Annotated in this window: 20 protein-coding genes and 1 pseudogene; 10 read left to right on the top strand and 11 right to left on the bottom strand. The window is 63.2% G+C overall.

All coding sequences use genetic code 11. The features are described from left to right. Window positions 1–13 precede the first annotated feature (13 nt). Complete coding sequence (gene katG, locus AC1DDS_RS15190; protein WP_477479652.1) at window positions 14–2,206, top strand: catalase/peroxidase HPI; 2,193 nt, start codon at window positions 14–16, stop codon at window positions 2,204–2,206. A 239-nt stretch (window positions 2,207–2,445) separates the two neighbouring features. Next, on the top strand, window positions 2,446–4,158 hold the full coding sequence (locus AC1DDS_RS15185; RefSeq protein ID WP_477479651.1) for a GGDEF domain-containing protein: 1,713 nt from the start codon (window positions 2,446–2,448) through the stop codon (window positions 4,156–4,158). Window positions 4,159–4,242: 84 nt separating this feature from the next. Here AC1DDS_RS15185 and AC1DDS_RS15180 read toward each other — a convergent pair whose 3' ends face one another. Beyond that, a complete protein-coding gene (locus AC1DDS_RS15180) occupies window positions 4,243–4,779 on the bottom strand; it encodes a DUF1643 domain-containing protein (RefSeq protein WP_477479650.1) in 537 nt (178 codons plus the stop codon). A gap of 400 nt (window positions 4,780–5,179) precedes the next feature. Here AC1DDS_RS15180 and AC1DDS_RS15175 point away from each other — a divergent pair. From AC1DDS_RS15175 to AC1DDS_RS15160, 4 genes and pseudogenes are all read left to right on the top strand, one after another. Next, window positions 5,180–5,548, top strand: a pseudogene (locus AC1DDS_RS15175) (adenylate/guanylate cyclase domain-containing protein); the annotation flags it as partial. A 48-nt stretch (window positions 5,549–5,596) separates the two neighbouring features. After that, a complete protein-coding gene (locus tag AC1DDS_RS15170; RefSeq protein WP_477479677.1) occupies window positions 5,597–7,693 on the top strand; it encodes a BTAD domain-containing putative transcriptional regulator in 2,097 nt (698 codons plus the stop codon). Between the two features lies 1 nt (window position 7,694). After that, complete coding sequence (locus AC1DDS_RS15165) at window positions 7,695–8,477, top strand: transporter substrate-binding domain-containing protein (RefSeq protein WP_477479649.1); 783 nt, start codon at window positions 7,695–7,697, stop codon at window positions 8,475–8,477. Window positions 8,478–8,580: 103 nt separating this feature from the next. Next, window positions 8,581–9,819, top strand: coding sequence for a YcaO-like family protein (locus AC1DDS_RS15160; protein WP_477479648.1), 1,239 nt, complete (start codon window positions 8,581–8,583; stop codon window positions 9,817–9,819). Between the two features lie 23 nt (window positions 9,820–9,842). Here the strand turns inward: AC1DDS_RS15160 and AC1DDS_RS15155 are convergent, their stop codons facing one another. Together AC1DDS_RS15155 and AC1DDS_RS15150 are read right to left on the bottom strand one after the other, a co-directional pair. Next, window positions 9,843–10,265, bottom strand: a complete 423-nt coding sequence (locus AC1DDS_RS15155) for a hypothetical protein (RefSeq protein ID WP_310416657.1) — start codon at window positions 10,263–10,265, stop codon at window positions 9,843–9,845. 28 nt (window positions 10,266–10,293) lie between these two features. After that, the gene (locus AC1DDS_RS15150; RefSeq protein WP_477479647.1) at window positions 10,294–11,751 is read right to left on the bottom strand and encodes a peroxidase family protein; all 1,458 of its coding nucleotides are present in this window, start codon (window positions 11,749–11,751) and stop codon (window positions 10,294–10,296) included. A 442-nt stretch (window positions 11,752–12,193) separates the two neighbouring features. Between AC1DDS_RS15150 and AC1DDS_RS15145 the strand changes: the two genes are divergently transcribed. Continuing rightward, window positions 12,194–12,811 (top strand): hypothetical protein, encoded by a 618-nt coding sequence (locus tag AC1DDS_RS15145; protein ID WP_477479646.1) that lies wholly within the window; start codon window positions 12,194–12,196, stop codon window positions 12,809–12,811. A 16-nt stretch (window positions 12,812–12,827) separates the two neighbouring features. Here the strand turns inward: AC1DDS_RS15145 and AC1DDS_RS15140 are convergent, their stop codons facing one another. Then, window positions 12,828–13,469, bottom strand: a complete 642-nt coding sequence (locus tag AC1DDS_RS15140) for an alpha/beta hydrolase family protein (protein WP_477479645.1) — start codon at window positions 13,467–13,469, stop codon at window positions 12,828–12,830. A gap of 269 nt (window positions 13,470–13,738) precedes the next feature. Between AC1DDS_RS15140 and AC1DDS_RS15135 the strand changes: the two genes are divergently transcribed. The 3 genes from AC1DDS_RS15135 (at window position 13,739) to AC1DDS_RS15125 (ending at window position 15,984) form a co-directional block, all read left to right on the top strand. After that, complete coding sequence (locus AC1DDS_RS15135) at window positions 13,739–14,287, top strand: LysE family translocator (protein ID WP_477479644.1); 549 nt, start codon at window positions 13,739–13,741, stop codon at window positions 14,285–14,287. A gap of 163 nt (window positions 14,288–14,450) precedes the next feature. Next, a complete protein-coding gene (locus AC1DDS_RS15130; protein WP_477479643.1) occupies window positions 14,451–15,401 on the top strand; it encodes a formylglycine-generating enzyme family protein in 951 nt (316 codons plus the stop codon). Window positions 15,402–15,483: 82 nt separating this feature from the next. Then, entirely contained in the window at window positions 15,484–15,984 is a 501-nt protein-coding gene (locus AC1DDS_RS15125; RefSeq protein ID WP_477479642.1) for a heme-degrading domain-containing protein, read from the top strand. A gap of 143 nt (window positions 15,985–16,127) precedes the next feature. Here the strand turns inward: AC1DDS_RS15125 and AC1DDS_RS15120 are convergent, their stop codons facing one another. The 7 genes from AC1DDS_RS15120 to AC1DDS_RS15090 form a co-directional block, all read right to left on the bottom strand. Next, complete coding sequence (locus AC1DDS_RS15120) at window positions 16,128–16,406, bottom strand: hypothetical protein (RefSeq protein ID WP_477479641.1); 279 nt, start codon at window positions 16,404–16,406, stop codon at window positions 16,128–16,130. Window positions 16,407–16,627: 221 nt separating this feature from the next. Then, window positions 16,628–17,386 (bottom strand): ABC transporter ATP-binding protein, encoded by a 759-nt coding sequence (locus AC1DDS_RS15115; protein ID WP_477479640.1) that lies wholly within the window; start codon window positions 17,384–17,386, stop codon window positions 16,628–16,630. Next, a complete protein-coding gene (locus AC1DDS_RS15110) occupies window positions 17,383–18,216 on the bottom strand; it encodes an ABC transporter ATP-binding protein (RefSeq protein ID WP_477479639.1) in 834 nt (277 codons plus the stop codon). Before AC1DDS_RS15110 ends, AC1DDS_RS15115 begins: the two co-directional genes overlap by 4 nt. After that, complete coding sequence (gene nikC / locus AC1DDS_RS15105; RefSeq protein ID WP_477479638.1) at window positions 18,213–19,142, bottom strand: nickel transporter permease; 930 nt, start codon at window positions 19,140–19,142, stop codon at window positions 18,213–18,215. Before nikC ends, AC1DDS_RS15110 begins: the two co-directional genes overlap by 4 nt. Next, entirely contained in the window at window positions 19,139–20,197 is a 1,059-nt protein-coding gene (locus tag AC1DDS_RS15100) for an ABC transporter permease (protein WP_477479676.1), read from the bottom strand. The genes nikC and AC1DDS_RS15100 overlap by 4 nt, the downstream gene beginning before the upstream one ends. A gap of 24 nt (window positions 20,198–20,221) precedes the next feature. After that, window positions 20,222–21,865, bottom strand: coding sequence for an ABC transporter substrate-binding protein (locus tag AC1DDS_RS15095; RefSeq protein ID WP_477479637.1), 1,644 nt, complete (start codon window positions 21,863–21,865; stop codon window positions 20,222–20,224). 41 nt (window positions 21,866–21,906) lie between these two features. After that, entirely contained in the window at window positions 21,907–22,959 is a 1,053-nt protein-coding gene (locus tag AC1DDS_RS15090; RefSeq protein ID WP_477479636.1) for a dipeptidase, read from the bottom strand. Between the last annotated feature and the right edge of the window lie 120 nt (window positions 22,960–23,079).

The raw sequence follows: 23,079 nt of genomic DNA, 5'->3' as shown, positions 1-23,079 counted from the left end.
CCGGAGAATTGAAATGGATACAAAGACTGAGAAGATCGAGAGCAAGTGCCCGGTCGCGCACACAAAGGCGGGCAAGGGGAACCGGGACTGGTGGCCGAACCAGCTCGATCTCCAGGTACTTCACCAGCATTCACGCCTGTCCAATCCGATGGACGAGGCGTTCGACTATGCCAAGGAGTTCGAAAGCCTCGACCTCGACGCTGTGATCAAGGACCTTCACGCCCTGATGACGGACTCGCAGGATTGGTGGCCGGCCGACTTCGGTCACTACGGGCCGCTGTTCATCCGCATGGCCTGGCACAGCGCGGGCACCTACCGGATCGGCGACGGGCGCGGTGGCGCCGGCGCCGGCCAGCAGCGGTTCGCCCCGCTCAACAGCTGGCCGGATAACGTCAACCTCGACAAGGCGCGCCGCTTGCTGTGGCCGATCAAGCAGAAATACGGCCGAAAGATCTCCTGGGCCGACCTGATGATCCTGACCGGCAACGTCGCTTTGGAGTCGATGGGCTTCAAGACCTTTGGCTTTGCCGGCGGGCGCGCGGACGTCTGGGAGCCGGAAACTGATATCTACTGGGGGCCGGAAGGCACGTGGCTGGCCGACGAGCGCTATAGCGGCGAGCGTGACCTCGACAACCCGCTCGCGGCCGTGCAGATGGGCCTGATTTACGTCAATCCGGAAGGCCCCAACGGCAATCCGGATCCGCTTGCCGCGGCACGCGATGTCCGCGAAACCTTTGCCCGGATGGCGATGAACGACGAAGAGACCGTCGCGCTGATCGCCGGCGGACACACCTTTGGCAAGACCCATGGCGCCGGTGATGCTGCTGCGGTGGGGCCCGAGCCGGAAGCCGCCGACATCGAACAGCAAGGCCTCGGCTGGGCGAGCAGCTTCGGCACCGGCAGGGGCAGCGACACGATCGGCAGCGGTCTGGAGGTTACCTGGACTTCGACGCCGACCAAGTGGAGCAACAACTTCCTTTGGAACCTGTTCGGTTACGAATGGGAACTGACGAAGAGCCCGGCCGGCGCACACCAGTGGACGCCGAAACATGGCATGGGCGCTGGGACCGTGCCGCATGCGCATGACAAGTCGAAGCGTCAAGCTCCGTCCATGCTGACCACCGACCTGGCCCTGCGCTTCGACCCGGAATACGAGAAGATCGCGCGGCGCTTCCTCGAAAATCCCGACCAGTTTGCCGATGCGTTTGCCAGGGCATGGTACAAGCTCACCCACCGCGACATGGGCCCGATCGCGCGCTATCTCGGCCCGCTCGTCCCGAAGGAGGTGCTGTCGTGGCAGGATCCCATTCCGGCGGTCGATCATGAACTGATCGGCGAGCAGGACGTGGCGGCGCTCAAGGCCAAGATCCTTGCGGCGGTGCCGTCGGTGCCGCAACTGGTGTCGACCGCTTGGGCTTCGGCCTCGACGTTCCGCGGCTCCGACAAGCGCGGCGGCGCGGACGGCGCACGCGTCCGGCTTGCGCCGCAGAAGGACTGGGAGGTCAACCAGCCGGCCCAACTGGCGACGGTGCTGGAGAAGCTCGAAGCGATCCAGAAGGAGTTCAATGGGGCGCAGCCGGGCCACAAGAAGGTCTCACTCGCCGACCTGATCGTCCTTGGCGGTGCTGCGGCGGTCGAAAAGGCGGCGAAGGATGCCGGCTATGACGTCAAGGTGCCGTTCGCACCGGGCCGCATGGATGCCACGCAGGAGCAGACGGACGTGGCTTCCTTTGCCCCGCTCGAGCCGATGGCGGACGGCTTCCGCAACTATGTCCGCGGCGGGCTGCGCCTGCCGCCGGAGATGGCCCTGGTGGACAAGGCGCAACTGTTGACGCTGACAGCACCCGAAATGACGGTTCTCGTCGGCGGCCTGCGTGTGCTCGGCGCGAACGCCGGCGACAGCGCGCATGGCGTTTTCACCTCGCGCCCCGGTACGCTCACCAACGACTTCTTCGTGAACCTGCTCGACATGGGCACGCAGTGGAAGGCGGTCTCTGAGGCGAGGGACGTGTTCGAAGGACGCGACCGGAACACAGGCGAGGTGAAGTGGACCGCCACGCGCGTCGACCTCATTTTCGGCTCGCACTCGCAGCTTCGGGCGCTCGCCGAAGTCTACGGCAGCGCCGACGCAGGGGAGAAGTTCGTGAAGGACTTCGTCGCTGCATGGACCAAGGTGATGAACGCCGATCGCTTCGATCGGGCCTGATCTACATTATGATGACTTTCGGACGCAGCCGATGGACGGCTGCGTCCGATCATGCAGCGGTCTATGGCCTGAATCCTAGTCGGTGTAGACAATTTCCGCATCTACTGCGTTTGGGATTCCTGACTTGAGCTTTGTCTCAATCATGGCGTGCCCCCTAAAATTTGGAGGTCGGTAACGGCATTTCAATGCTTGGCGTGTAGCGTCAATCCATGTCCTGGAATGTCCTCCGAAAAGCACTCGTGACGACGGTGCTGAGTTTCGTATTGCTTGCATCTCTGCACGCTGCGCCCCTTGGCGCGGCTGAATCCATGGACATTCGCAGCTCCTGCTGGACGTCCAGCAGTTTGTCGGACGACGTGGTCACTGTCGTCCACTCGCCCGGGCGCTGGACCTGCGGAGATCGGACCTATTCGCTCGAAGGCGAGCGGACGCTGCTGCGGTTTGAAATCGGTCCAGACGATGCTCTTCCCCAATACCTCTTTTCAAGGCGAAGTGCGCTCACGGCCGTGCATCTGCTGGCGATCGACCAAGACGGCGCAATGCGCCAGACCTCGGTGCCGGCGGGTGACCTGTCTAGCGCCCTGTCTGGCGGCTATTTCAAGGCCTCTCTGCCGACGGTAACCCGCGACACACGAGAGGTCGTCGTCGCGTTCGATCTGCCGAGCCACCGGATGACGCTGGAGAGGGCCTATCTGTCACCGTCTGACCTCGTTCTGAGCCCGGACTTTCTGCGCTCCCTGCTCCTCCTGGCTACACTTGCCGGAATGCTGTCCATGCCGCTGATTTTCAACGCGGCCTTCTACCGGATACTACGCGAGCCATTCGTTCTGTGGCATTCGATGCTCACGATCTCCTTGCTGCTGACCATCCTGGTGACTTCCAGTCTTGCAATCGTTCTCTTCGATCCGCGGGCCATGACGTTGAGCTGGATGACGACGGTGATCTTCGGTCTCTCGGTCGCTTCGGGAGCGATGTTCACCCACAGCTTCATCGAAGCTGGCCGCATGCATCCGTTCCTGCGTCGGGCGCTGCTCTATTGCGCCGCTTGGGCGATGCTTCTCAGCACGGCTCACGCGGCATTTCCGTTCGTGGGGCGCTCTGTTCAGTCGACAGTGTACACGGCGGCTTTTGCTCCGGTGGTCGTCATTTTCCTATTGGCGGTTGCCGACGCGCTGCGGCGCGGAAGTCGCGCCGCCAAGTTCCAGGCGGTCGGCTATATGCCTATGGTTATGGTCGGATTGGTCCGCCTGGTCACGGGCGTGGTTCCCTGGTTGCAGAGCAACGATGCCATGCTCCTCTTCTATGTGGCTTGCGTCTGCGAAGTCCTGTTCACCACGCTCGGCGTGGCAGACCGCTTCATGACGATCAAGCGCGAGCGAGACCACGCACGCTTCGAAGCTGACGTGCTCGAGCGCCTGTCCGAACGCGACGCACTGACGGGATTGCTCAACCGGCGGGCAATCGAGCAGAATTTTGAGAAGTTCCGCGCCGAGGGCTACCGCACACTGGCCGTGCTCGACCTGGACCACTTCAAGCCGATCAATGATATTCACGGCCATGTGGTCGGCGATGCCGTGCTGAAAGCCGTGGCCGACGCGCTCCAGGCGGACCCGGAGGTTCATGCGTTCCGCCTCGGCGGCGAGGAATTCGTGCTGCTTGTGCGGGGAGAAGATGCCCAGGTTCGGGCGGAGCGCCGGCGCCAGGCGATTCCCGCGGTCGTCGCCAATGCCGTTCCAGGACTTGGGCGACCCGTGACTGCCAGCATGGGCATGACGGATGCGCCACCAAATGCCGATGCGCAGTTCGCAGAGCTCTACGAAGAAGCTGACAAGCTACTTTACAAAGCCAAGCTTGCCGGCCGCAATCGAACCAAAGCAGCATCGGTGCGAGCATCGAATCATGAGGTGGATCCAGTCTTTGGTGCTGTGGCCAGGCGGAGCGGACGGATTTGACCAAGGTGAATGCTGCCGCGATGGAAACGATGGCCGCTGAACTGCGCTTCGTTTTCTCGACGTGCGGCAGTCCGTCCACACCGCCTAGATGTTGAAGGGCATCGCCGGCGGACAGTAGGCGACGCGTGGTTGCGTGGCCGGCACGTAGAGCGGATGCCGCGGATACCCGGTCCCGGTCAGACCGAGGCAGTCAATGTCGCGGCCGGCAAGCGACAAGACGTGCCCCGCTCGCGCCTGTGCCAGCGGGTGCGCTCCCCAGGCAGCGATGATAGCATCACGGCGGCGTGCCGGTGAAAGTGCTGCGCAAATTCTAGCCAAGTGGAAGTCATTATCCGGCCCGACTGGGTCTGCAACGCCCATCAGTTCCTTGGGTTTCGTGGCGCACTGCGCATAGAGGTTGACGACGATCAGCGCCCCGTAACCCCAGAACCGGGTAAAGCACATGCACCGCCGGATGGTCGCATCGTCGACGTCGCCGTCCGCCCTTGACGGATTGAGCATGATCCAGACGAGTTGCCCGCCATCCTCGGACCAACGTCGGTCGAGCGTGTAGCGATAGCGGCCGCAACGGGAAAAGACCGCGGCCCGCTCGCAGGGCGGAAAAGCCCGTCCTGGGCTCACAGGCGGGCCTTCGGTCCACGGCCAAGGCAATCGGGGCAATGCTGCTTCAGCCATTCCACGGAGCGGCCCTGTTGCTTTTCGATGTGGCCAGCCGGTGCTTCGCCACTTTCGAGCTCGTTTGTCGCGCAAGAGGCAAGGGCAGCCAGAACGAACAGGACCATCCCTTGTTTCATTGTTGCCTCATGCACCGTGCTCGGCAAAGCGGGCATTTTACATCAGCCGCTGCCTTGAGGCGATGCTTGGGTATGCGGTGATGTGCCGGATGAAGTTTCACCGGAGCCTGCGTGCTTTCTTTGGTCTGTGCAACTCTGGAGCGGTGTTTTTCTCGCTGAGCCCAACGTAATTTGTACTGGGACGTACAGTTGTCGGTTAGTTGCAGCCAACACAGCGGCAGGAAACTATGCGGCACAGCATGCTAAAAGCTATCCTGTTTGCCGATGCTGTGCAGTATAGCCAGCATATGGCGGTGGACGAGCCGTCGACGGTTGAATCCATCCAGCGTTGTTTTGATGTATTTCGCACGCTTGCGCCTCAATACAGAGGTGAAGTCCTCAAGACGATGGGGGATGGTGCGCTCGCGGACTTCGAATCTGCAGTTGAAGCGCTTCGCTTTGGCTTGGAGGTCCAGAGCCGATTTCGCGAGATGGATGCGGCCCTTGCCCCCGATCGAAGAATAGACTTTCGAATAGGAATCGATCTTGGTGAGGTCCAATTTCGCGACGGAGAACTGTTCGGCCACATCGTCAACGTCGCCGCACGCCTGCAGTCGCTCGCCGAGCCAGGCAGCATCTGCATCTCGCAGGCGGTGTTTGACCAGGTGCATCGCCAAGTCGCCGCGACCTATCGCAGTCTCGGCCCCCAGGCCCTCAAGAATATCCCTCGCCCTGTTCTTGCCTATCAGGTCCAAGCGGGGGAGGAAAATGCGCAGGTTCGGGATGACCGACTGTTCCGCAGGCTGACGATCTCGGTCCTCGATCAGTTTTCCGTCCGGAGTTCCCTCGGTGAAGAGTTGACACCCGGTTCGCTGAAGGCACGGGCGCTGCTCGGCTATCTCGTTCTTAGCCATCGCTCTGGCGAGATGCGGGAGCGTTTGGCCGGACTTCTCTGGAGCGACCGGAACCGCATGGCGGCGCGGCACGCGCTTGCCGCTGTTCTAAAGCAGATCGGCGAGGCGTTCAGGCGAGCCGGCTCGGATGCTCTGACGAGCGGCAGCGACAAGGTCAGCGTGGCGCCCGCCGGCCTGGACGTCGACCTGCTCTCGATCAGCGAGGCGTTGGCACAAGGCTCAGTCTCGAACGCCTTGCTGGAGGGCCGTGTCTCGCCGGACGGCATACTGGCCGGCCTCGATCATGTCGATGACGTTTTCGCGTCATGGTTGCGCGTGGCAAGGCATCGCTGGCGAGAACGCCTTGTCGACCAACTGGAGCGATGCATCGAGCGCTTCGGCGGCGACGTGGTGTCGATGAAGCATGCCGCAACCGCGCTGCTCGCCATTGACCCCAGTCATGAGCGCGCCGCCTGCGTGCTGATGCGCGCCTATGCCTCTGAGGGGCAGGGGGCGGCGGCGCTGCGCGTCTATCGCGCGCTTGCCGACGTGCTGTCGTCCGAGTTCGGTATCGGTCCTTCCCCGGAGGCCGAGGAGATCGTCGCCGCTATCCGGTCCGGTCGCTCCGGGGCAGGCGCGATCGCGGCTCCGTCGGTCATCGCAAAGGGGCAGGCCGGCCGCTTGCCGGTCATCGAAGTCCGCCCGTTCGTTGCCCCCGACGCCATGATCGCCTCGGCCCATCTTCTGAGCGGGTTTCGTGCCGATATCATCGGGTGCCTGACCAAGTTCCGCGAATGGGTGATCATCGAGGATCAGGACAATGCGCTGGCTGAGCCGGGCAATGCGACGATCGACTACATGCTCGACGCTCGCTCGCCGGTGGGCGAGGGCGTGGTGGTCGTCACGCTCATCGAGGTCAAGAGCAACCACGTCCTTTGGAGCGAGCGTTTCCCGCTGGCGCTGGAGGACTGGATCCAGACCTCGGCAGGGATTGCGCGACGGATCGCGGCGACGCTGGATATCTACCTTTCAGCCGAGCGCGTATCTGGCAGTCACGGGCGGCGCGATCTCTCGCTCTCCGCCTACGACGCCTGGCTGCGCGGCGAGAACCTGCTGCTGCGCTGGGCCCCGGAGGCCGAAGCCGAAGCGGAAGTGTTGTTTCGTGAGGTCATCCAGGCGATGCCGCAGTTCGCCCCGGCCTATTCCAGCCTCGCCAGCATCTTCAATGTCCGTCATCTGATCGTGCCGGGATTTCGTCGCGATCCACAGCTTGCGGCCGAGGCCCTCCGCCTTGCTCAGACGGCTGTGCAGCTCGATCCGCTCGAAACACGCGCCCATCTGACGCTTGCCTGGTCCTGTATCATGGCCGGGCGCTTCGAACAGGCGGCGATCCACTATGACCTTGCCTTCGAGCTCAATCCCAACAACCCCCGCACATTGCTTTCCTGCGCCCACGGGCTTGCCTTTCTCGGTGACAGCGACAAAGCGGCGTCGCTTGAGCGGCTGGCGCTGGAACTCTCGCCGGTGGTGGCGTCCTATCAATGGGGGTACATTGCCGGCATCCACTTCATCGCCGAGGACTACGCGGGGAGTGTATCGGCGGCTGAAAGAGGCGCGGGAAGCCTGCTTGACCTCCACGCCTGGCGCGCGGCCGCGCTGGCGCATCTGGGGCGGCCGCGCGAGGCGGGCGAAGCCTCGGCGGAATTCCTTGCCTCGGTGCGCCGGCAATGGGGGGACGCAGCACCGGACGATCCAGGCATCGTTTCATGGGTGCTCCACGGTCTGCCATTCAAGGACGAGAAGTGCAGGCAGCGGTTTGTGCATGGCCTTCGCATTGCCGGGCTGAATACCGAACAGACGGGAGGGTGAGATGAAAAGCCTGATCAGGATGATTGCACTTTCGTTCGCGCTCGTTGCCTTCGGGGTGTCGGCCGTGCGCGCCGAGCCGATCAAGATCGGCATTGCTGCGGAGCCCTATCCGCCCTTCGCCTCGCTCGATGCGTCGGGCAAGTGGGTCGGCTGGGAGATCGAGTTCGTGAACGCGCTCTGCGACGAGGCGAAGCTCGACTGCGTGCTGACGCCGATCGCCTGGGACGGCATCATCCCGGCGCTCAACACCGGCAAGATCGATGTCATTGCCGCGTCGATGTCGATTACCGACGAGCGTAAGAAACTGATCGACTTTTCCGATCGCTACTATCGGTCGCCCGTGCGCATCGTCGGCCTCAAGAGCAAGAAGATGGACGCGACGCCGGCGGGGCTGAAGGGGCTGGTACTCGGCGTCCAAGCCTCGACGACCCATGAAGACTACGCGCGCAAACATTTCGCCGACTCTGTCGCCGAGGTGAAGATCTACCAGACGCAGGACGAGGCACAGCAGGATCTGGTCGCCGGGCGCATCGATGCCATCCAGGCCGAGGCGATCGGGCTCGATGCGTTCCTGGCGGCGGACCCGGGAAAGTCCTGCTGCGAGTTCAAGGGCGACGTTCCGGACGATCCGGAGATCCTTGGGCTGGGTGCCGGACTGGGGTTGCGCAAGGACGACGCCGCGCTGCGGCAGACCCTCAATGCGGCGATCAAGGGGATCCGCGCAAACGGCAAGTACAACGAAATCACGGCGAAGTATTTTTCTTTCGACATCTATGGCGATTGAGGCGACCTGAAATTGCGCGCTGTTGTGGTGCCGTGAATCCGGCTACGATGCCGTCCTGATCCGGCCTCGCTGGTCTGGACGGTTGGCTGGCGGAGGCGATCCGATGCACGGTTCTGCGCGCGACTTCATCGCAACCGCATTCGACCCGGTCCTGGTCAGCCCTGCGGATTTCCCGGTGGCCTTGAACGTGGCGCTGCCACGCGCCTCTGATAATCCGCTCGAAATTCCGGCCGCGGCCACACCCGAAAGAGGACGGATCGCCTCGGGCCGGGGCCTGACGGCCGAACAGGCGCAGGCTAGCTGCCTGGGCGAGGCGGCGGAACTCGTGTCGTCCTGCCGCTGGGGAGACGAGGCATTTCATAGCGCGTCCTATGGTATGGTGAAGGAGCGCGCCGTCCACCCCGTTTCGTTGCTGCTTGCGAGCGACGCTCAATACGAAAAGCGGCCGGAATGGAACGCCAGGCACGGTGAATACGACTGGCTGCCGGAGCGCTTCGATGAAGAGGAAATCGTCGATTGGGTCGAGGCGGTCGATCTAAATGACGGCGCGCCGAAGCTCGTCACCGCTGCCCAAACCTATCTCGGATATACCGAGACGGGCGAGGCAGGCGCCTTCGCCGTGGCCGACAGCAACGGCTGCGCTGCCGGCGCGACGCTTGACGAGGCCATAATTGCTGGATTTCTGGAGCTTGTGGAACGCGACGCGGCCGCGCTGTGGTGGTATGGCAAGCACACGCGCCCAGCCGCCGATCCCGCCGAAGCCGACTCGGCGAGGGAGATCCTCGAATGGCTCGCCGATAAGGGCCGCGACTGCCACCTTCTCGACCTGACGTCCGACTTCGGCATTCCCGTGCGTGCGGCGATCTCGGCCGAGCGAGGCGGCGGCAGTGTTGCGATCGGTGCGAGCGCGCATTTCGATCCCGAGCGCGCGGCGACGTCGGCGTTGACGGAAATGATGCAGAGCTTTCTGTCGCTGGAGATGCGCAAGGCGATACCGACCGAGCCCGGCGATCCGTTCCAGTTCTGGCTGAATTCGGTCAGCTTTCATTCGATGCCGCACCTGTTGCCGTCAGTGCAGCGTGAGGGACAGGGTAATGCGGCAATCTCTCCTTCGCTCGATGCCTGCGTGGCGCTCTGTCACGACCGCGGCCTGCGCCTGCTCATTGTCGACCTGACCCGTGTCCGCGTCGGCGTGCCGGTTGCGCGGGTTATCGTACCGGGCCTGCGGCCGCCGCATGCCCGGTTCGCTGCGGGGCGGCTGTTCGATGTGCCAAAACAGCTAGGCTGGTGCCGAACGCCACCAGCCTATGCGGAGCTGAACGATGTGCCGATGGCCATTTAAACCGCAGCTATCGGCGGCCGCGATCAGCGGCAGCGCCTCAAGAGGATCGTTCCGAGAAGGTAGGCCATTGCTTGCGGTTGGCTCGCCGCCTTGATGTTCGCGACGATGTTGGCAAGATACTGATCGTTCAGTTCCGGCTTTTGTCCGGGTTTGATCATCATGACCTTCTTTGTATTCTTGTTGTCGTCATCTCCCTTCAGCTTGAGATCATACTGGGTTCCGGCCGCGTCTGTTGCGATGAACTTGTTGCTCTGAAAAGAGACGGCCCAGTCGTTGTCGCCATATGTGACGCGAACGCCACCTCCCATATTGATGAGTTTCTTGATCCACTCCTCGAAAAGCTTCGTCGGATCTATTGTGGGCGTATACAGTCCATTGAATTCGGTCGCCGCAATGATTGATCCTGCGACTTCATCGTTTCCTTGGTATACCTTGAACGTTGACATTGCCTGGTCCTTTCCTTTGTTGGGCATGTCACTGGTTTGAGAGGCCTGCGAAGGAGATCAGATCTGAAAACGTGTAGCGGTCGTTGGCGGTGGGCCGCAGGCTTGGATCGGGCTTCCAGCGGGGTCCGAGAATCGAGGGCTGCGCGGCCTCGATTGCCGCATGCACGGTTTCCATGACGATGCGGCTTCCCATCGGTCCCAGCCGCTTTCCGTTGTTTAAGACCGCGGCTTCCTTCAGTGTGTAGAGCAGCAGCGGCGTGCTTTCGGCGAGCGTTCTGGCGCCGCCCCGCGCCTCGCTAAGCAAGGTTCGCACGGCTTCCGGTTCGTCCTGCACGATCTGGTCGGGCGTGAGGACGGGGAAGGTCGGTCCGCCGCGATCCATGACAGCGGCCAAGACCTGCCGCGCGACGGCCTGGCCGCTGCTCAATCGCAGCGACAGACCGCGCAGCAGCGACAGCGTGGCAATGTTGGTGGATGGCAGCAGGCTGCTGGCAGCGAGCGCCGGCAGGGCGATTTGCGGTATCTGCGCCAGCGGATAGGCAAACACCGTGTCGATCCGGGAGGCGAGCAGGGCGGGCTGGCCGGATGGTGACGGCCACGGCGACAGCAACCGCTCCCACTCGGCGATCCATCGGTCGGACAGGTGTATCCGCGGCTCGTCAAGCGTGCCGTCCAGAGGCGGATCGCTGCTGTTGTAGGTGTTTTTCCAGAAGCCGTAGAGCATGGCGCCGGGGTTTGCGGCATTCCAATGCTGGTAGACCGTCCGGATCATTGAATGGCCGAAACGGGCGGAGGCGGCAGCGAATTCGAGTGGGACTAAAAATTCGGTGACCTGCGGATCGACATGGATGACCGAGCGCCCGTTTTGCATGACGTCGGCATAGACGACAGGATCGATCAGGCGTGGCAGGAGGTCATGCAGGACGATTGATTGAACGTGCGTGACCGCGAGTGCTCGCGCCTGGCGCTCGGAAATGCCCGGGTATCGCGCGACAATCGCATTGTAGAAGCGGATTACGGCCATGTGCGTTTGCGCCAGCGCCAGATTGTCGTCGTTCCGTGCGTCAGCGATCGTGGCCTGGCCAAGCGCATCCCGCGGCAGGTCGCAGGGTCGGGCACCAGGTGCGGTCCGGCCGAGGGCCATCGGCGACGCAGGCTTTCTCGGGTCCGTGGTGCCGGTCCCGAACACGCTGTCCAGGTCCAGCCGGCCGGAACGCAGGTTGAACGGTTCTCGGCCTGCGTCTGCGACCATCGACGTCAGGTCGTGAAAGATGAACTGGCAAAGGTAGGTGTATCCGACGGGAATCTCGGTTTCGGCCTCGGTATCGGTGACGTTGAAGCGAAACGCAGCGCCGAGTTCGCAGAGGAGGGAGGCACCGGGCAGTTCTGCTTCAGGCGTATTGCCGAAGCAGCGTTTGAACGGCCTATGGAGGGGAGGGGCAGGTTGGTTTCCGGAGGTCGGTGCGCTCTCATGCGGTCCCGGCATTTCAATCGGTGTCTGGAAAGTGAGTTTGGAAATGCCGTGTGGGCGAGGCGCATTTCTGCGGCGGGTAGCGCCCGCACCGGTAGTCGATCCACGATGGCGCCGCGTCACCATGCCGAAGAGCCTCCCTGGCCCTGGAACACACGCGTGATCCAAAGCCGGGTACGCGCGCTTCAGCTGACTGACAACACTTGCATCTAGACTGCAATCTCTGGTTTTTCAGTCTTGCGACGACTGTCGGCTATGCTTGCGCATAATCCCGCGAATCTGCACAAAGCGTGGCATGGTCGTTCGAATAACTGTTGCTGCGGCAGCGAATAAATTGTCGCCACACGGCACGCTATGATCGTAACATTCGGCGTCGCTGCTGTCGATGCGCGCATTTTCGGCCTGCAGATGCGTATCTGAATTCGACCACGCTTCGTAGAACCCTGAGGAAAACGACTTGCCGTTGCAGAACCGTGTCACTCCGTTTGGCGAAATCGTTTCGGTTGATGCGCGCGGCATGTTCATCGGCAATCGCGGCATCATTCATGACCCGGCCACCCGCACTCTCTCGGCGCGGCGATGGACGTCCAAGGCGTGGATCACCTGCACATGTGACTACAGGGGAATCCGGCGCGTGGTGATGGCGCAGCGAAGCTGGACGGAGCTGTTCTTCCTCGACGAGGCGACGGCACTTGCGGCCGGACACCGGCCCTGTTTCCTGTGTCGTCGGGCTGCTGCGGACGCGTTTCGCCGCTTCTGGAGTATCGGCAACGGTGTTGCGCCTCCGCCGGCGGCAAAGATTGACGCGACCCTGCATGCCGAGCGGCTGGATCACGGTCGCAAGCGGCTGCATGCGCTTGCGGTGCCGTTGGAGGAGTTGCCCGATGGCGCCTTCGTCGCATCGGGGGCGTCTGCCTATCTCCTTGTGAATGGCCTACCTTATCTGTGGGCGCCGTCCGGCTACCGACGCGTGGCTGCGGCTGGCCCTATTGACGGTGTTCTGACGCCGCCGTCGACGTTGGCGACGCTTGTGGCCGGTTACAGGCCGGTCCTGCATCCTTCTGTCGACGGTTGATCGCTGGCACGGACGGTCACATGCCGAGACTATTCGCCCAGTTCTGCACGGTCTGAGCCATGGTGCGCAGATGGTCGGCTGTCGAAAATCCGGAGATCTTCTTGCGTGGTTTCAGGTCGTGATCACCGTCCTCCAGCCAGAGGAACCGGATGCTCTCGGAGAGATCGTAGCCGTCGACTTCATCCTTGGTCCCGAACTCGTCGCGGGTTCCCTGGCAGATGAGTGTCGGTGTCGCAAGATTGGCGAGGTGACGCGTACGAAGCGCCTCCGGCTTTGCCGGCGGGTGGAACGGGTAACCGAGGCACAGCAAGCCCGCGATCTTTCCGGTCGAATGAAGGTCGTCCGCCACCATGCTCGCCACGCGCCCACCCATCGATTTGCCGCCGATAATCAGCGGACCGGTTGCATTGAGCTGCCCGATGGCCTCGAGGTATTCCGGCTTCAGCGTTTCGGCGCGCGGCGGCGGCTTTCGGTTGCCCGACGTCCGCCGGGCCGCCATGTAGGCGAATTCGAAGCGCGCGATACGAAAGCCCGCGTCGGCAAGCGCGCCGGCGGCCGCTGCCATGGATGCGGAGTCCATCGGAGCGCCGGCGCCATGCGCCAGCAGGATCGTGATCCCGGCGTCCTTTGGGCCATCCAGCAGAAACCTGTCATCCATTCTCTACCCCTTGAAATTGACCGCGAGGCGCCACATATCCCGGCCATGCCTGGAAAACGGACACGTGTGGTATCGGCGATCGCCGAGCCGCCGGCGTTCGACAGGATAAGGGCGCTCCCCGAAAGGGTCGAGCGCCCTTTTTGCATTCTGCGACTGCCGCGCCATGCGGCCGAAGCGCACATTGTGAGGATGGTGAGCTTGCGCTAATACGATCGCATCTGGTCGATGGGCATCCAGCCCGCTCGCACAACGGCTTCGCAAACCGCATGATGACGACGTTTCTATTGACCTCCGCGGTCATCCTCATGACGCCCGGCCCGACCAACACGGTCCTGGCCGCTTCCGGTGCCGCCCGAGGGCTGCGAGAGGCCCGGCTGTTGCCGCTAGCGGAAGCGGCGGGCTATGCCTTGGCGATTTCGTTCTTTGTCTTCGTTGCGGCGATGGTGAGTGGTCTGTCCTGGGCATTGCCCGCCATGAAGATCGCGGCTTCCGCGTGGCTGGCGCTGTCGGCCGTGAGGCTCTGGTCGGCATCGCCTGATACGGTGCAGAGCGAAAGTGGCGCTTACGCGCGCGTGTTCTTCACGACAATACTGAACCCCAAGGCCATGATTGTCGGCACGATGATGATTCCGCAGACGACGGGTGATGAGGTGACGTTGAGGATCGCGTCCTTCGTGCTGCTGTCGACCTTGGCCGGGATCGGATGGGTCGCGCTTGGTTCGTCGCTTCCAGGCAGCATCAAGCGGCATTCCTACAAGGGGGCGGCCTTCATCCTTGGCGGCTTTTCCCTCGCCGCCATCACCAGCGCATTCGCCTGACCGACCTGTTCCCTCGGATGCGGCATGCCGCGCCGCCGGGCTGGTGACGCCTTGCCCGCCAGTCTGCGAGCTTCATGATTCCGCAAGCCACTTGATCTGCCGGCCGGACTGGGCGAACCTCGTGGCTATCGCGGCATGGTGTTGGGGCGTGGAAGGTTGGCCGATGAACGATCGAGTGCAAGCCGGTCCAAAGGTGGCGTCCGCCGAAGTCTGGATCGAGGGCGGAACCTTCACGATGGGCTCCGATCACCATTATCCGGAAGAAGCGCCCTCGCACCCCGTTCGGGTCGATGGCTTCTGGATCGACGTGACGCCCGTCACGAACCGCCAGTTCATGGCTTTCGTCGAGGCGACCGGATACGTCACGGTGGCGGAGCGGAGGTCTAATCCCGAGGACTATCCCGGCGCTCAGCCACACATGCTGCGGGCTGGCTCGGTCGTCTTCGAGCCGCCAAAGCGAATTTCCGGAACCGATCCGTCCCAATGGTGGAACTTCAGGTTCGGCGCCGACTGGCGCCGACCCTATGGCCGGCAGAGCAATATCCGCGGCAAGTACGACCATCCGGTGGTGCAAGTTTGCTATGCGGATGCCAAGGCCTATGCCGACTGGGCGGGCAAGGATCTGCCGACCGAAGCCGAATGGGAGTTTGCCGCCAAAGGCGGGCGCGAGGGAACGGAGTTCGCCTGGGGTGACGAATTGGTTCCAGACGGCCGCTTCATGGCGAACACCTGGCATGGGATGTTTCCGACCGAAAACCTGAAGCCGGACGGCTTCGAGCGCACCTCGCCGGTCGGCAGCTTTCCACCGAACGGCTACGGCCTCAACGACATGATCGGCAACGTCTGGGAATGGACCAGCGATTACTGGTCGTCCCGCCATCCGGAGCCGGCGCAGAAAAGCTGTTGCGTCCCGGTCAACCCTCATGGCGGCGGTATCGAAGGCAGCCGCGATCCGCGCATGCCGGATGTCCTGATCGCCCGCCGGGTGGTCAAGGGCGGCTCCCATCTCTGCGCGCCGAATTACTGCCGGCGGTACAGGCCGGCAGCGCGGCATGCGCACGAGGAAAATGCCGCCACGACCCATATCGGCTTTCGCTGCATCAGGCGGCCGTGAGTGTGGTGATGCGCCCGGCCCTTGTAGGAAGGCTCATGGCGGGCTACCCAGATAGCACAGGTGCAGCTGAGGGGAGGCGATGATGACGGAAGATCTCAAGGGCGATATCGCGCGATTGGAGCGGCAGGAGGAACTGCTGCGGTTCAATCGCTTCGACGCGGATACCGCATGGACGCTCGGCGGCATATTGCGCGAGGTCGCCGTCGAGCGCGGCGCGGCGATTGCCATCGATATCTCGCTGCGCGATCGCATCCTCTTCCACTGCGTCCTTGACGGCACGACGACCGACAACGCGGAATGGATCCGCCGTAAACGCAACACCGTGCTGCGGCTCTGGCATTCCTCCTATCTCGTCGGGCGGCGACTGGCGTATTCGCACCGCGTCCAGGAAGAGGCACACAACCTGCCGCTATCCGATTTTGCCACCCACGGCGGCGGATTTCCCATCCTCGTCGACGGGCTCGGTTGTGTCGGGGCCATCACCGTTTCGGGCGTGCCACAACGCATCGACCATGCGATCGTCGTTGACGGCGCGGCGCGCTATCTCGGTGTCGATCTGGGTGATGCACGTCTGGCGGAATAGGCCGTCTAATGGTTGCAGGATGCATCGACGTGGCGCCACCCGTCCGGGGGCGCTACGCAATCACCGTCGCTGACAGCAGCCCTAGATTACAGAAACAGGGATCCCACTATCCTCGCGGCTCGCAGGCATTCCTGATCCTGCCGTCAGTCGCTCAGTGCGTCTTCAACAATGACGAGGCGGTTCACCAGAAGCAGCGACCGGTCGGGTTGGACGACGTAGGTCTCCTGAACCAGATTGCCAAATTGATCCGTGAAGCGATGGTGGAACCAACTGCCGACGGGGGATTTGGTGAGCTTCGTGCGAGGCTGTCCGCCATAGGTGATGCTCCCCGGAATCGGCTCGGGATAGTTTCCGCTGCTCGCTGTCGGTGAGCAGCCTGCCAGGCATAATGAGAGGGCGCAGAGCAAAAACTGGCGTTTCATCAGCGTCGCTCCCCTGCGACATCCAGGCGGCGCTATCGACATTCGCACCGATGCCGCCCGACTGATCGAAGCATATCAATCGTTGCCGTTCTGCAATACGCGCAGCGCTTGGCGCTGCGTACAGCGTCAAGCCCTTGCCGCGTTGACCACCCTCGTAGGGTGCACTTGCAGCATGATGATGCCAAAATCCTCCCGGGCAGGGCGCGTGCCGGGGAAGGGGATCAGACCTGCTCCCTGCGGGTGAAACCCTCGCTCGCCTCGAAGAGCTTTTTGGTATAGTCGGCCTTGAAGGCGTGGTCGGCCAGTGCTGTGGCCGGCAGGGTCTCGACCACGTGGCCGCCCTGCATGATCGCCAGGCGCTCGCACATGTGGTTGACGACCGCGAGGTCGTGACTGACCATGACGAAGGTCAGCTTGCGAGCCTTGCGGGTCTGCTCCAGCAGATTCAGGATTTCCGCCTGCACCGAGGCGTCGAGTGCGGATGTCGGCTCATCGAGCAGCACGATCGACGGCTCGACGATCAGCGCGCGGGCGATGGCGACGCGCTGGCGCTGACCGCCGGAGAGCTGATGCGGATAGCGGAAACGGAAGCCCTTGCCGAGCCCGACCTCTTCCAGCGCGCGGACGATGCGGTTCTCGGTGTTGTCGAAGCCGTGGATTGCGAGCGGCTCCAGGAGCGCGCGGTCGATGGTCTGGCGCGGGTGCAGCGAGCCGTAGGGGTCCTGGAAGACCATCTGCACTTCGCGATAGAAGGCGCGGTCGCGCTTGCCCTGCCGCAACGCCTTGCCATCGATCGCGATCGAGCCGGCGCTGACCGGCGCCAGCCCGGCGACGGCACGCAGCAACGTCGATTTGCCGGAGCCCGACTCGCCGACGAGGCCGAAGGACTCGCCGCGCGCCACCGAGACGCTGACGTTATCGAGCGCCTTGTGCCCATGGTATTCGACGCCGAGCGCCTTGACTTCGAGCGCCGCGGTCATAGGGCCCACTCCGGTTTGCGGTCGAGAACGGGAAGCGGATGGCGATCCTGGCCGATGCGCGGCAACGAGTTCAAGAGCCCGCGTGTATAGGGATGCTGCGCGTTCGCAAGGTCGGCACTGGCGAGTTCTTCGACGATCTTGCCGGCATACATGACGATCACCCGGTCGCAGAAGGTCGAGACCAGCCGCAGGTCGTGCGAGATGAAGAGCAGGCCCATGCCGCGGTCGGCGACAAGCCGGTCGAGAATGGCAAGCACTTCAAGCTGCACCGTGACGTCGAGTGCTGAGGTCGGCTCGTCGGCGATCAAAAGCTCGGGGCCGGCGACCAGCATCATTGCGATCATGGCGCGCTGGCCCATGCCGCCGGAGACCTCATGCGGATGCAGGTCGAACACGCGCTTCGGCTCGCGGATCTGTACCGCCTCAAGCATGGCGAGCGCCCGGTCGCGGGCCTCGGCGCGGGAGACGTTTTCATGCGTCTTCAGCGTCTCGATGATCTGGCGGCCGATGGTCATCACCGGGTTCAGCGAGTATTTCGGATCCTGCAGGATCATCGCCATCTGCTTGCCGCGCAGCGAGCTGCGCTGCTTCGGGCTGGCTGTGAGAAGGTCGACGTCGTTGAACATCATCTTCTTCGCCGTGACCGTTGCCTGTGGCGGCGTCAGGCCCATGATGGCGCGGCCGGTCTGCGACTTGCCGGAGCCGGATTCGCCGACGATGCCGAGCCGTTCGCGGCCGAGCTTGAGCGAGACGCCCCGCACGGCCTGGATCGGGCCGGAGCGGCCCGGGAAGGTGACGCGCAGGTCTTCGATGTCGAGGAGGGGCTTCACCGGCCTTCCTCCTTCGGATCGAGCGCGTCGCGCAAGCCATCGCCGAGCAGGTTGAAGCCGAGGCTGACGATCAGGATCGCCGCACCCGGGGCGGCGGCAACCCACCACTGGTCAAGGATGAAGCGGCGGCCGGAGGCGATCATCGCACCCCATTCGGGCAGCGGCGGCTGGGCGCCGAGGCCGAGGAAGCCGAGGCCGGCGGCCGTCAGGATGATGCCGGCCATGTCGAGCGTGACGCGGACGATCAGCGAGGGCATGCAGAGCGGCATGATATGGCGCAGCACGATCCGCATCGGCGATGCGCCCATCAGCTTCACCGCCGAGATGTAGTCGGCATTGCGGAAAGTCATCGTCTCTGCCCGCGCAATACGGGCGTAGGGCGGCCAGGAGGTGATGGCGATCGCGAGCACCGCATTCTCGATGCCCGGTCCGAGGGCGGCGACGAAGGCGAGCGCCAGCACGAGCTTCGGGAAGGCGAGGAAGATGTCGGTGATGCGCATCAGCACCGCGTCGATCCAGCCGCCGGCGTAGCCGGAAACCGTGCCGATCAGAAGCCCGACCGGAGCGGCGATGATCGCCACCAGGAAGACCACGAACAGGGTCAGCCGCGAGCCGTAAATGACGCGCGAAAGAATGTCGCGGCCCTGATCATCCGTACCGAACCAGTGCAGCGCGCTCGGCGCCAGCAGGCGCTCGTCCTTCAGGTTGCCGATGTAGGGCGAATAGGGGGCGAGCAGATCGGCAAACGCCGCCGTCAGCAGCAGCAGCAGCAGGATGAGAAGGCCCAGGAGCGCCAGCTTGTTTTCGCAGAAGCGCAGCCAGGTCGTGTAGGTGCGGCCGAGACGGGCCTGCGTGCGCGAGCCGGGTCGCTCGGTCATCAGCCATTCCCGCCAGGAGAGCGGAGCTTGGGAAGTCATGTCGCTCATCGCGTGCGCGTCCTCGGGTCAAGGGTCCGATACAGCAGATCCGACAGCAGATTGATGGCGATGAAGACGGAGCCGATGATGATCGTCCCGCCCAGCACCGCGTTCATGTCGGCGTTCTGGAGCGAATTGGTGATGTAGAGGCCGAGGCCCGGCCAGGCGAAGACCGTCTCCGTCAGCACCGAGCCTTCGAGAAGGCCGGCATAGGAGAGCGCGATCACGGTGACGAGCGGGACGGCGGCGTTGCGCAGCGCGTGCCCCCAGATGATGCGGGTCTCCGAAAGCCCCTTGGCGCGGGCGGCGACGATGTATTCCTGGCTCAGTTCGTTGAGCATGAAGCTGCGCGTCATGCGGCTGATATAGGCCAGCGAAAAATAGCCGAGCAGGCCGGCGGGCAGGGCGATGTGTCGGATCAGGTCCCACAGCACGTCCCAGGCACCCTGCATGGTCGCATCGATCAGGTAGAAACCGGTGACGGGTGTGAAGGAATATTCGTAGATGACGTCCACGCGCCCGGGGAATGCGGCCCATTGGAGCTTGGCGTAGAAGAGCACGAGCGAAAGCAAGGCCAGCCAGAAAATCGGCACCGAATAGCCGATCAGGCCGATGACGCGGACGATTTGGTCGGCGAGGCTGCCGCGCTTGACGGCGGCAAGCACGCCGAGCGGGATGCCGAACAGCGCACCGATGATCGTGCCGAGCGTCGCGAGCTCGATCGTCGCCGGAAAGACGCGGCGGATATCGTCCATCACCTGGTTGGTGGTGAGAACCGACGTGCCGAAATTGCCCTGCAGCGCGCCCTTCACGTAGATGAAGAACTGTTGGTAAATCGGCAGGTTGAGGCCCATCTCCTCGCGCACGCGGTCGACCACCCGCTGCGGCGCGCGGTCGCCCAGGACGGCGAGAACCGGATCGATCGGGATGACCCGGCCGATGAAGAAGGTGACGGCGAGCAGGCCAAGATAGGTGGTCACCACGATGACGAGAAAACGCACCGTGGCGAGGAACAGCGAACGGGCGCGGGCGCTTGTGCGCCCGGCCCCTGCTTGTGTTGGAATAGAAGACAAGGTTTCTCTTTCCGATCAGTCCTTGGAGACGGACCAGACGAAGTTCGTGTCGAAGGTCGGCCCCAGCTTGAATTCCTTCAGGTTGGCACGGTACCCGGCCACTTCGGTCTGCTGGAAGATGACGACGAAGGGACTGGTCTCGAGCACGGCCTTCTGCAGTTCCTCGTACATCTGGGCACGCTTGGCGCTGTCCTTCTCAAGAAGGGCGGCCTTCGTCTTCTCCGTCAGATCCGGAACGTCCCAGGCGTTGCGCCAGGCGAGCGTCTTGTTCTTTCCTTCATCCGAGTTGTCGGTGTTGGACGTGAAGGTCTCGGCGTTGGAGTTCGGATCGAAGTAGTCCATGCCCCACTGGCCGATATACATGTCGTGGTTGCGGGCGCGGTATTTCGTCAGCGTCTGCTTGCCGTCGCCCGGGATGATTTCGAGCTTCACGCCGGCTTCGCCGAGCGTCTGCTGGAAGGATTCAGCAATGCCGGACACCGGCTGGGTGTTGCGCACGTCCATGGTGACGGTGAAGCCGTCCGGAACGCCGGCCTTGGCAAGCAGTTCCTTCGCCTTGGCAACGTTCTTCTCGAAGGGGTTTTCGTCGAGTGCGCCGAGAACGCCCTTCGGCAGGAAGGTCTGGTGAACCTCGCCGATGCCCTTGATCAGCGTCGAGCCGATCGCATCGTAGTCGACCAGATACTTGAAGGCTTCGCGCACTTCCGGCTTGGCGAGCGTCTCGTTCTTCTGGTTGAGGCTGATGTAGTAGAGGGTCGTCTTCGGCGCGCTGGTGGCGGCGAGATCGGCGTTCTTGGCGATCGCGTCGAGATCGCCGGGATCGAGGTTGCGGGCAACGTCGACGTCACCGGCTTCGAGCGCAAGCCGCTGGCCGGAGCTTTCCTTCATGTGACGGTAGATGACGCGGGCAAGCTTTGCTTTCTCGCCGTTGTAGTTGTCGTTGCGCTCGAGCACGACGAGCTCGTTGGCGCGCCATTCGCGCAGCTTGAAGGGGCCCGAGCCAGCAAAGTTGGTCTTCAGCCATTCGTTGCCGAAATCCGTGTCGTACTTGTACTCATCCGTCGGCGTAACCGACTTGGCGTGCTCCGTCACGAGCTGCTTGTCGAGAACGGCGGCGACGGTTGCCGTCAGGCAGTTCAGCACGAAGCTCGGTGCATAGGGCTGGTCGACTGTGAAGACGAAGGTCAGTTCGTCGGCGGCCTTGGCTTTTTCGGTGACATTGTCGCCGTTGAGACCGAACTGGGTGAGGATGAAGGCGGGGCTCTTGTCGAGCTTGACGGCGCGCTCGAACGAGAAGGCGACGTCCTCGGCGGTGATCGGGTTGCCGGAGGCGAATTTCAGGCCGGGCTTGAGCTTGAAGGTGTAGGTCAGGCTGTCATCCGAGACCGTCCAGCTTTCGGCGAGATCGCCCTTCACCTTCGAGGTGTCGGCCGGATCGAGGCGGATCAGGAAGTCGTAGGTGTTGCCGGTCATCTCGGCGGCAGAAAATTCGAAGGCCTCGCCCGGATCCAGGGTGATGATGTCGTCGAAGGCCATCGCCTCGACGAGCGTGTCCTTGGGCGTTTCCGCAAATGCGGCCGGCGCAGTCATCATCAGAAGCGAGAGTGCGGCGCTCGTTGCGAGCAACCTTGCGCGGCCATTCAACATTTTCATCGTCATGATCCGTTCCCTTGTTTTCCTTTAGTTTCAATACCGGGGCATCAGGCTTCGTGCCATGCCTGCCCAAGCACTCTCAGCCAGTTTTCCCGGCATATCTTTGCAAGTTCGTCGGCGCCGTATCCGGCAGCGGCCAGGGCGGCAACGAGCTTCTGGTTTCCGGCGGCGTCACGGATCTCGGCGGGAATCGTTGCGCCGTCGAAGTCCGAGCCCAGTGCCACGCAGTCGATCCCCATGCGCTCGACCATATGGTCGACATGGCGAACCATGTCGGAAAGCGGCGTGTCCGCGCTGTCCTGACCATCGGGACGCAACATGGTGGTGGCGTAGTTGAGGCCGACGAGGCCGCGGCTCTCGCGGATTGCGTCCATCTGCTTGTCCGTGAGGTTGCGGGCGACCGGCGTCAGCGCATGGGCATTCGAGTGGCTGGCGATCAGCGGCTGGTCCGAGGTCTTCGCCACATCCCAGAAACCCTTTTCGGTGATGTGGGAAAGATCGATCAGGATGCCGAGGCGATTGCAGGCCCGGACGAGATCGAAGCCCGCTTCGGTGAGACCGGGGCCGGTATCGGGTCCCATCGGATAGGCGAAGGGGACGCCGTGGCCAAAAATGTTGTTTCGACTCCAGACGGGGCCGAGCGAACGCAGGCCGGCGGCATAGAAGGTCTCGAGCGCAACCAGGTCCTTGTCGATCGCCTCGCAGCCTTCCATGTGCAGAACGGCGGCAAATTTGCCTTTCTCGATGGCGGCGCGAATATCCGCCGTCGTCCGGCAAAGTGTCCATGCGCCGGCGCGGTCGAGCCGGTAGGCGATCGCGGCCATGGCGAGCGCGATGTCGAGCGAAGGCTGCCGTTCCAACGGCGCTTCGAGCGGCGTCGCGTAGTGGCCGTTCTCTCCGGGTTGGCGGAGTTCGAAATGGCCCGAGGAGATGTAGATGGCGCAGAGGCCGCCGGCTAGCCCACCGGCGCGGGCGCGCGGGCCGTCGATGTGGCCATGGTCGGTGCCGTCCCTGAACTCTGCGACGGGATCGCTCCCGCCCTGCATGTTGTTGAGCAGCCGGAGCAGCACGTCATTGTGCCCGTCGAAGATCAGTTGCATGCGGTTACCTGTCATTAGGGTGACTGGGATTTCCATGACGGATCACGAAGGGGGAGGCCAACTTCGTCAAAGCTCCTGCGACGCGATCCGGGAAGTCCCTGTCTGGATGTATGAGAAAAT

The sequence above is a fragment of the Mycoplana sp. 10N416 genome (genome assembly GCF_056394765.1).
The sequence above is the reverse complement of the archived record's forward strand: the minus strand, read 5'-3'. Positions and strand labels throughout refer to the sequence as shown.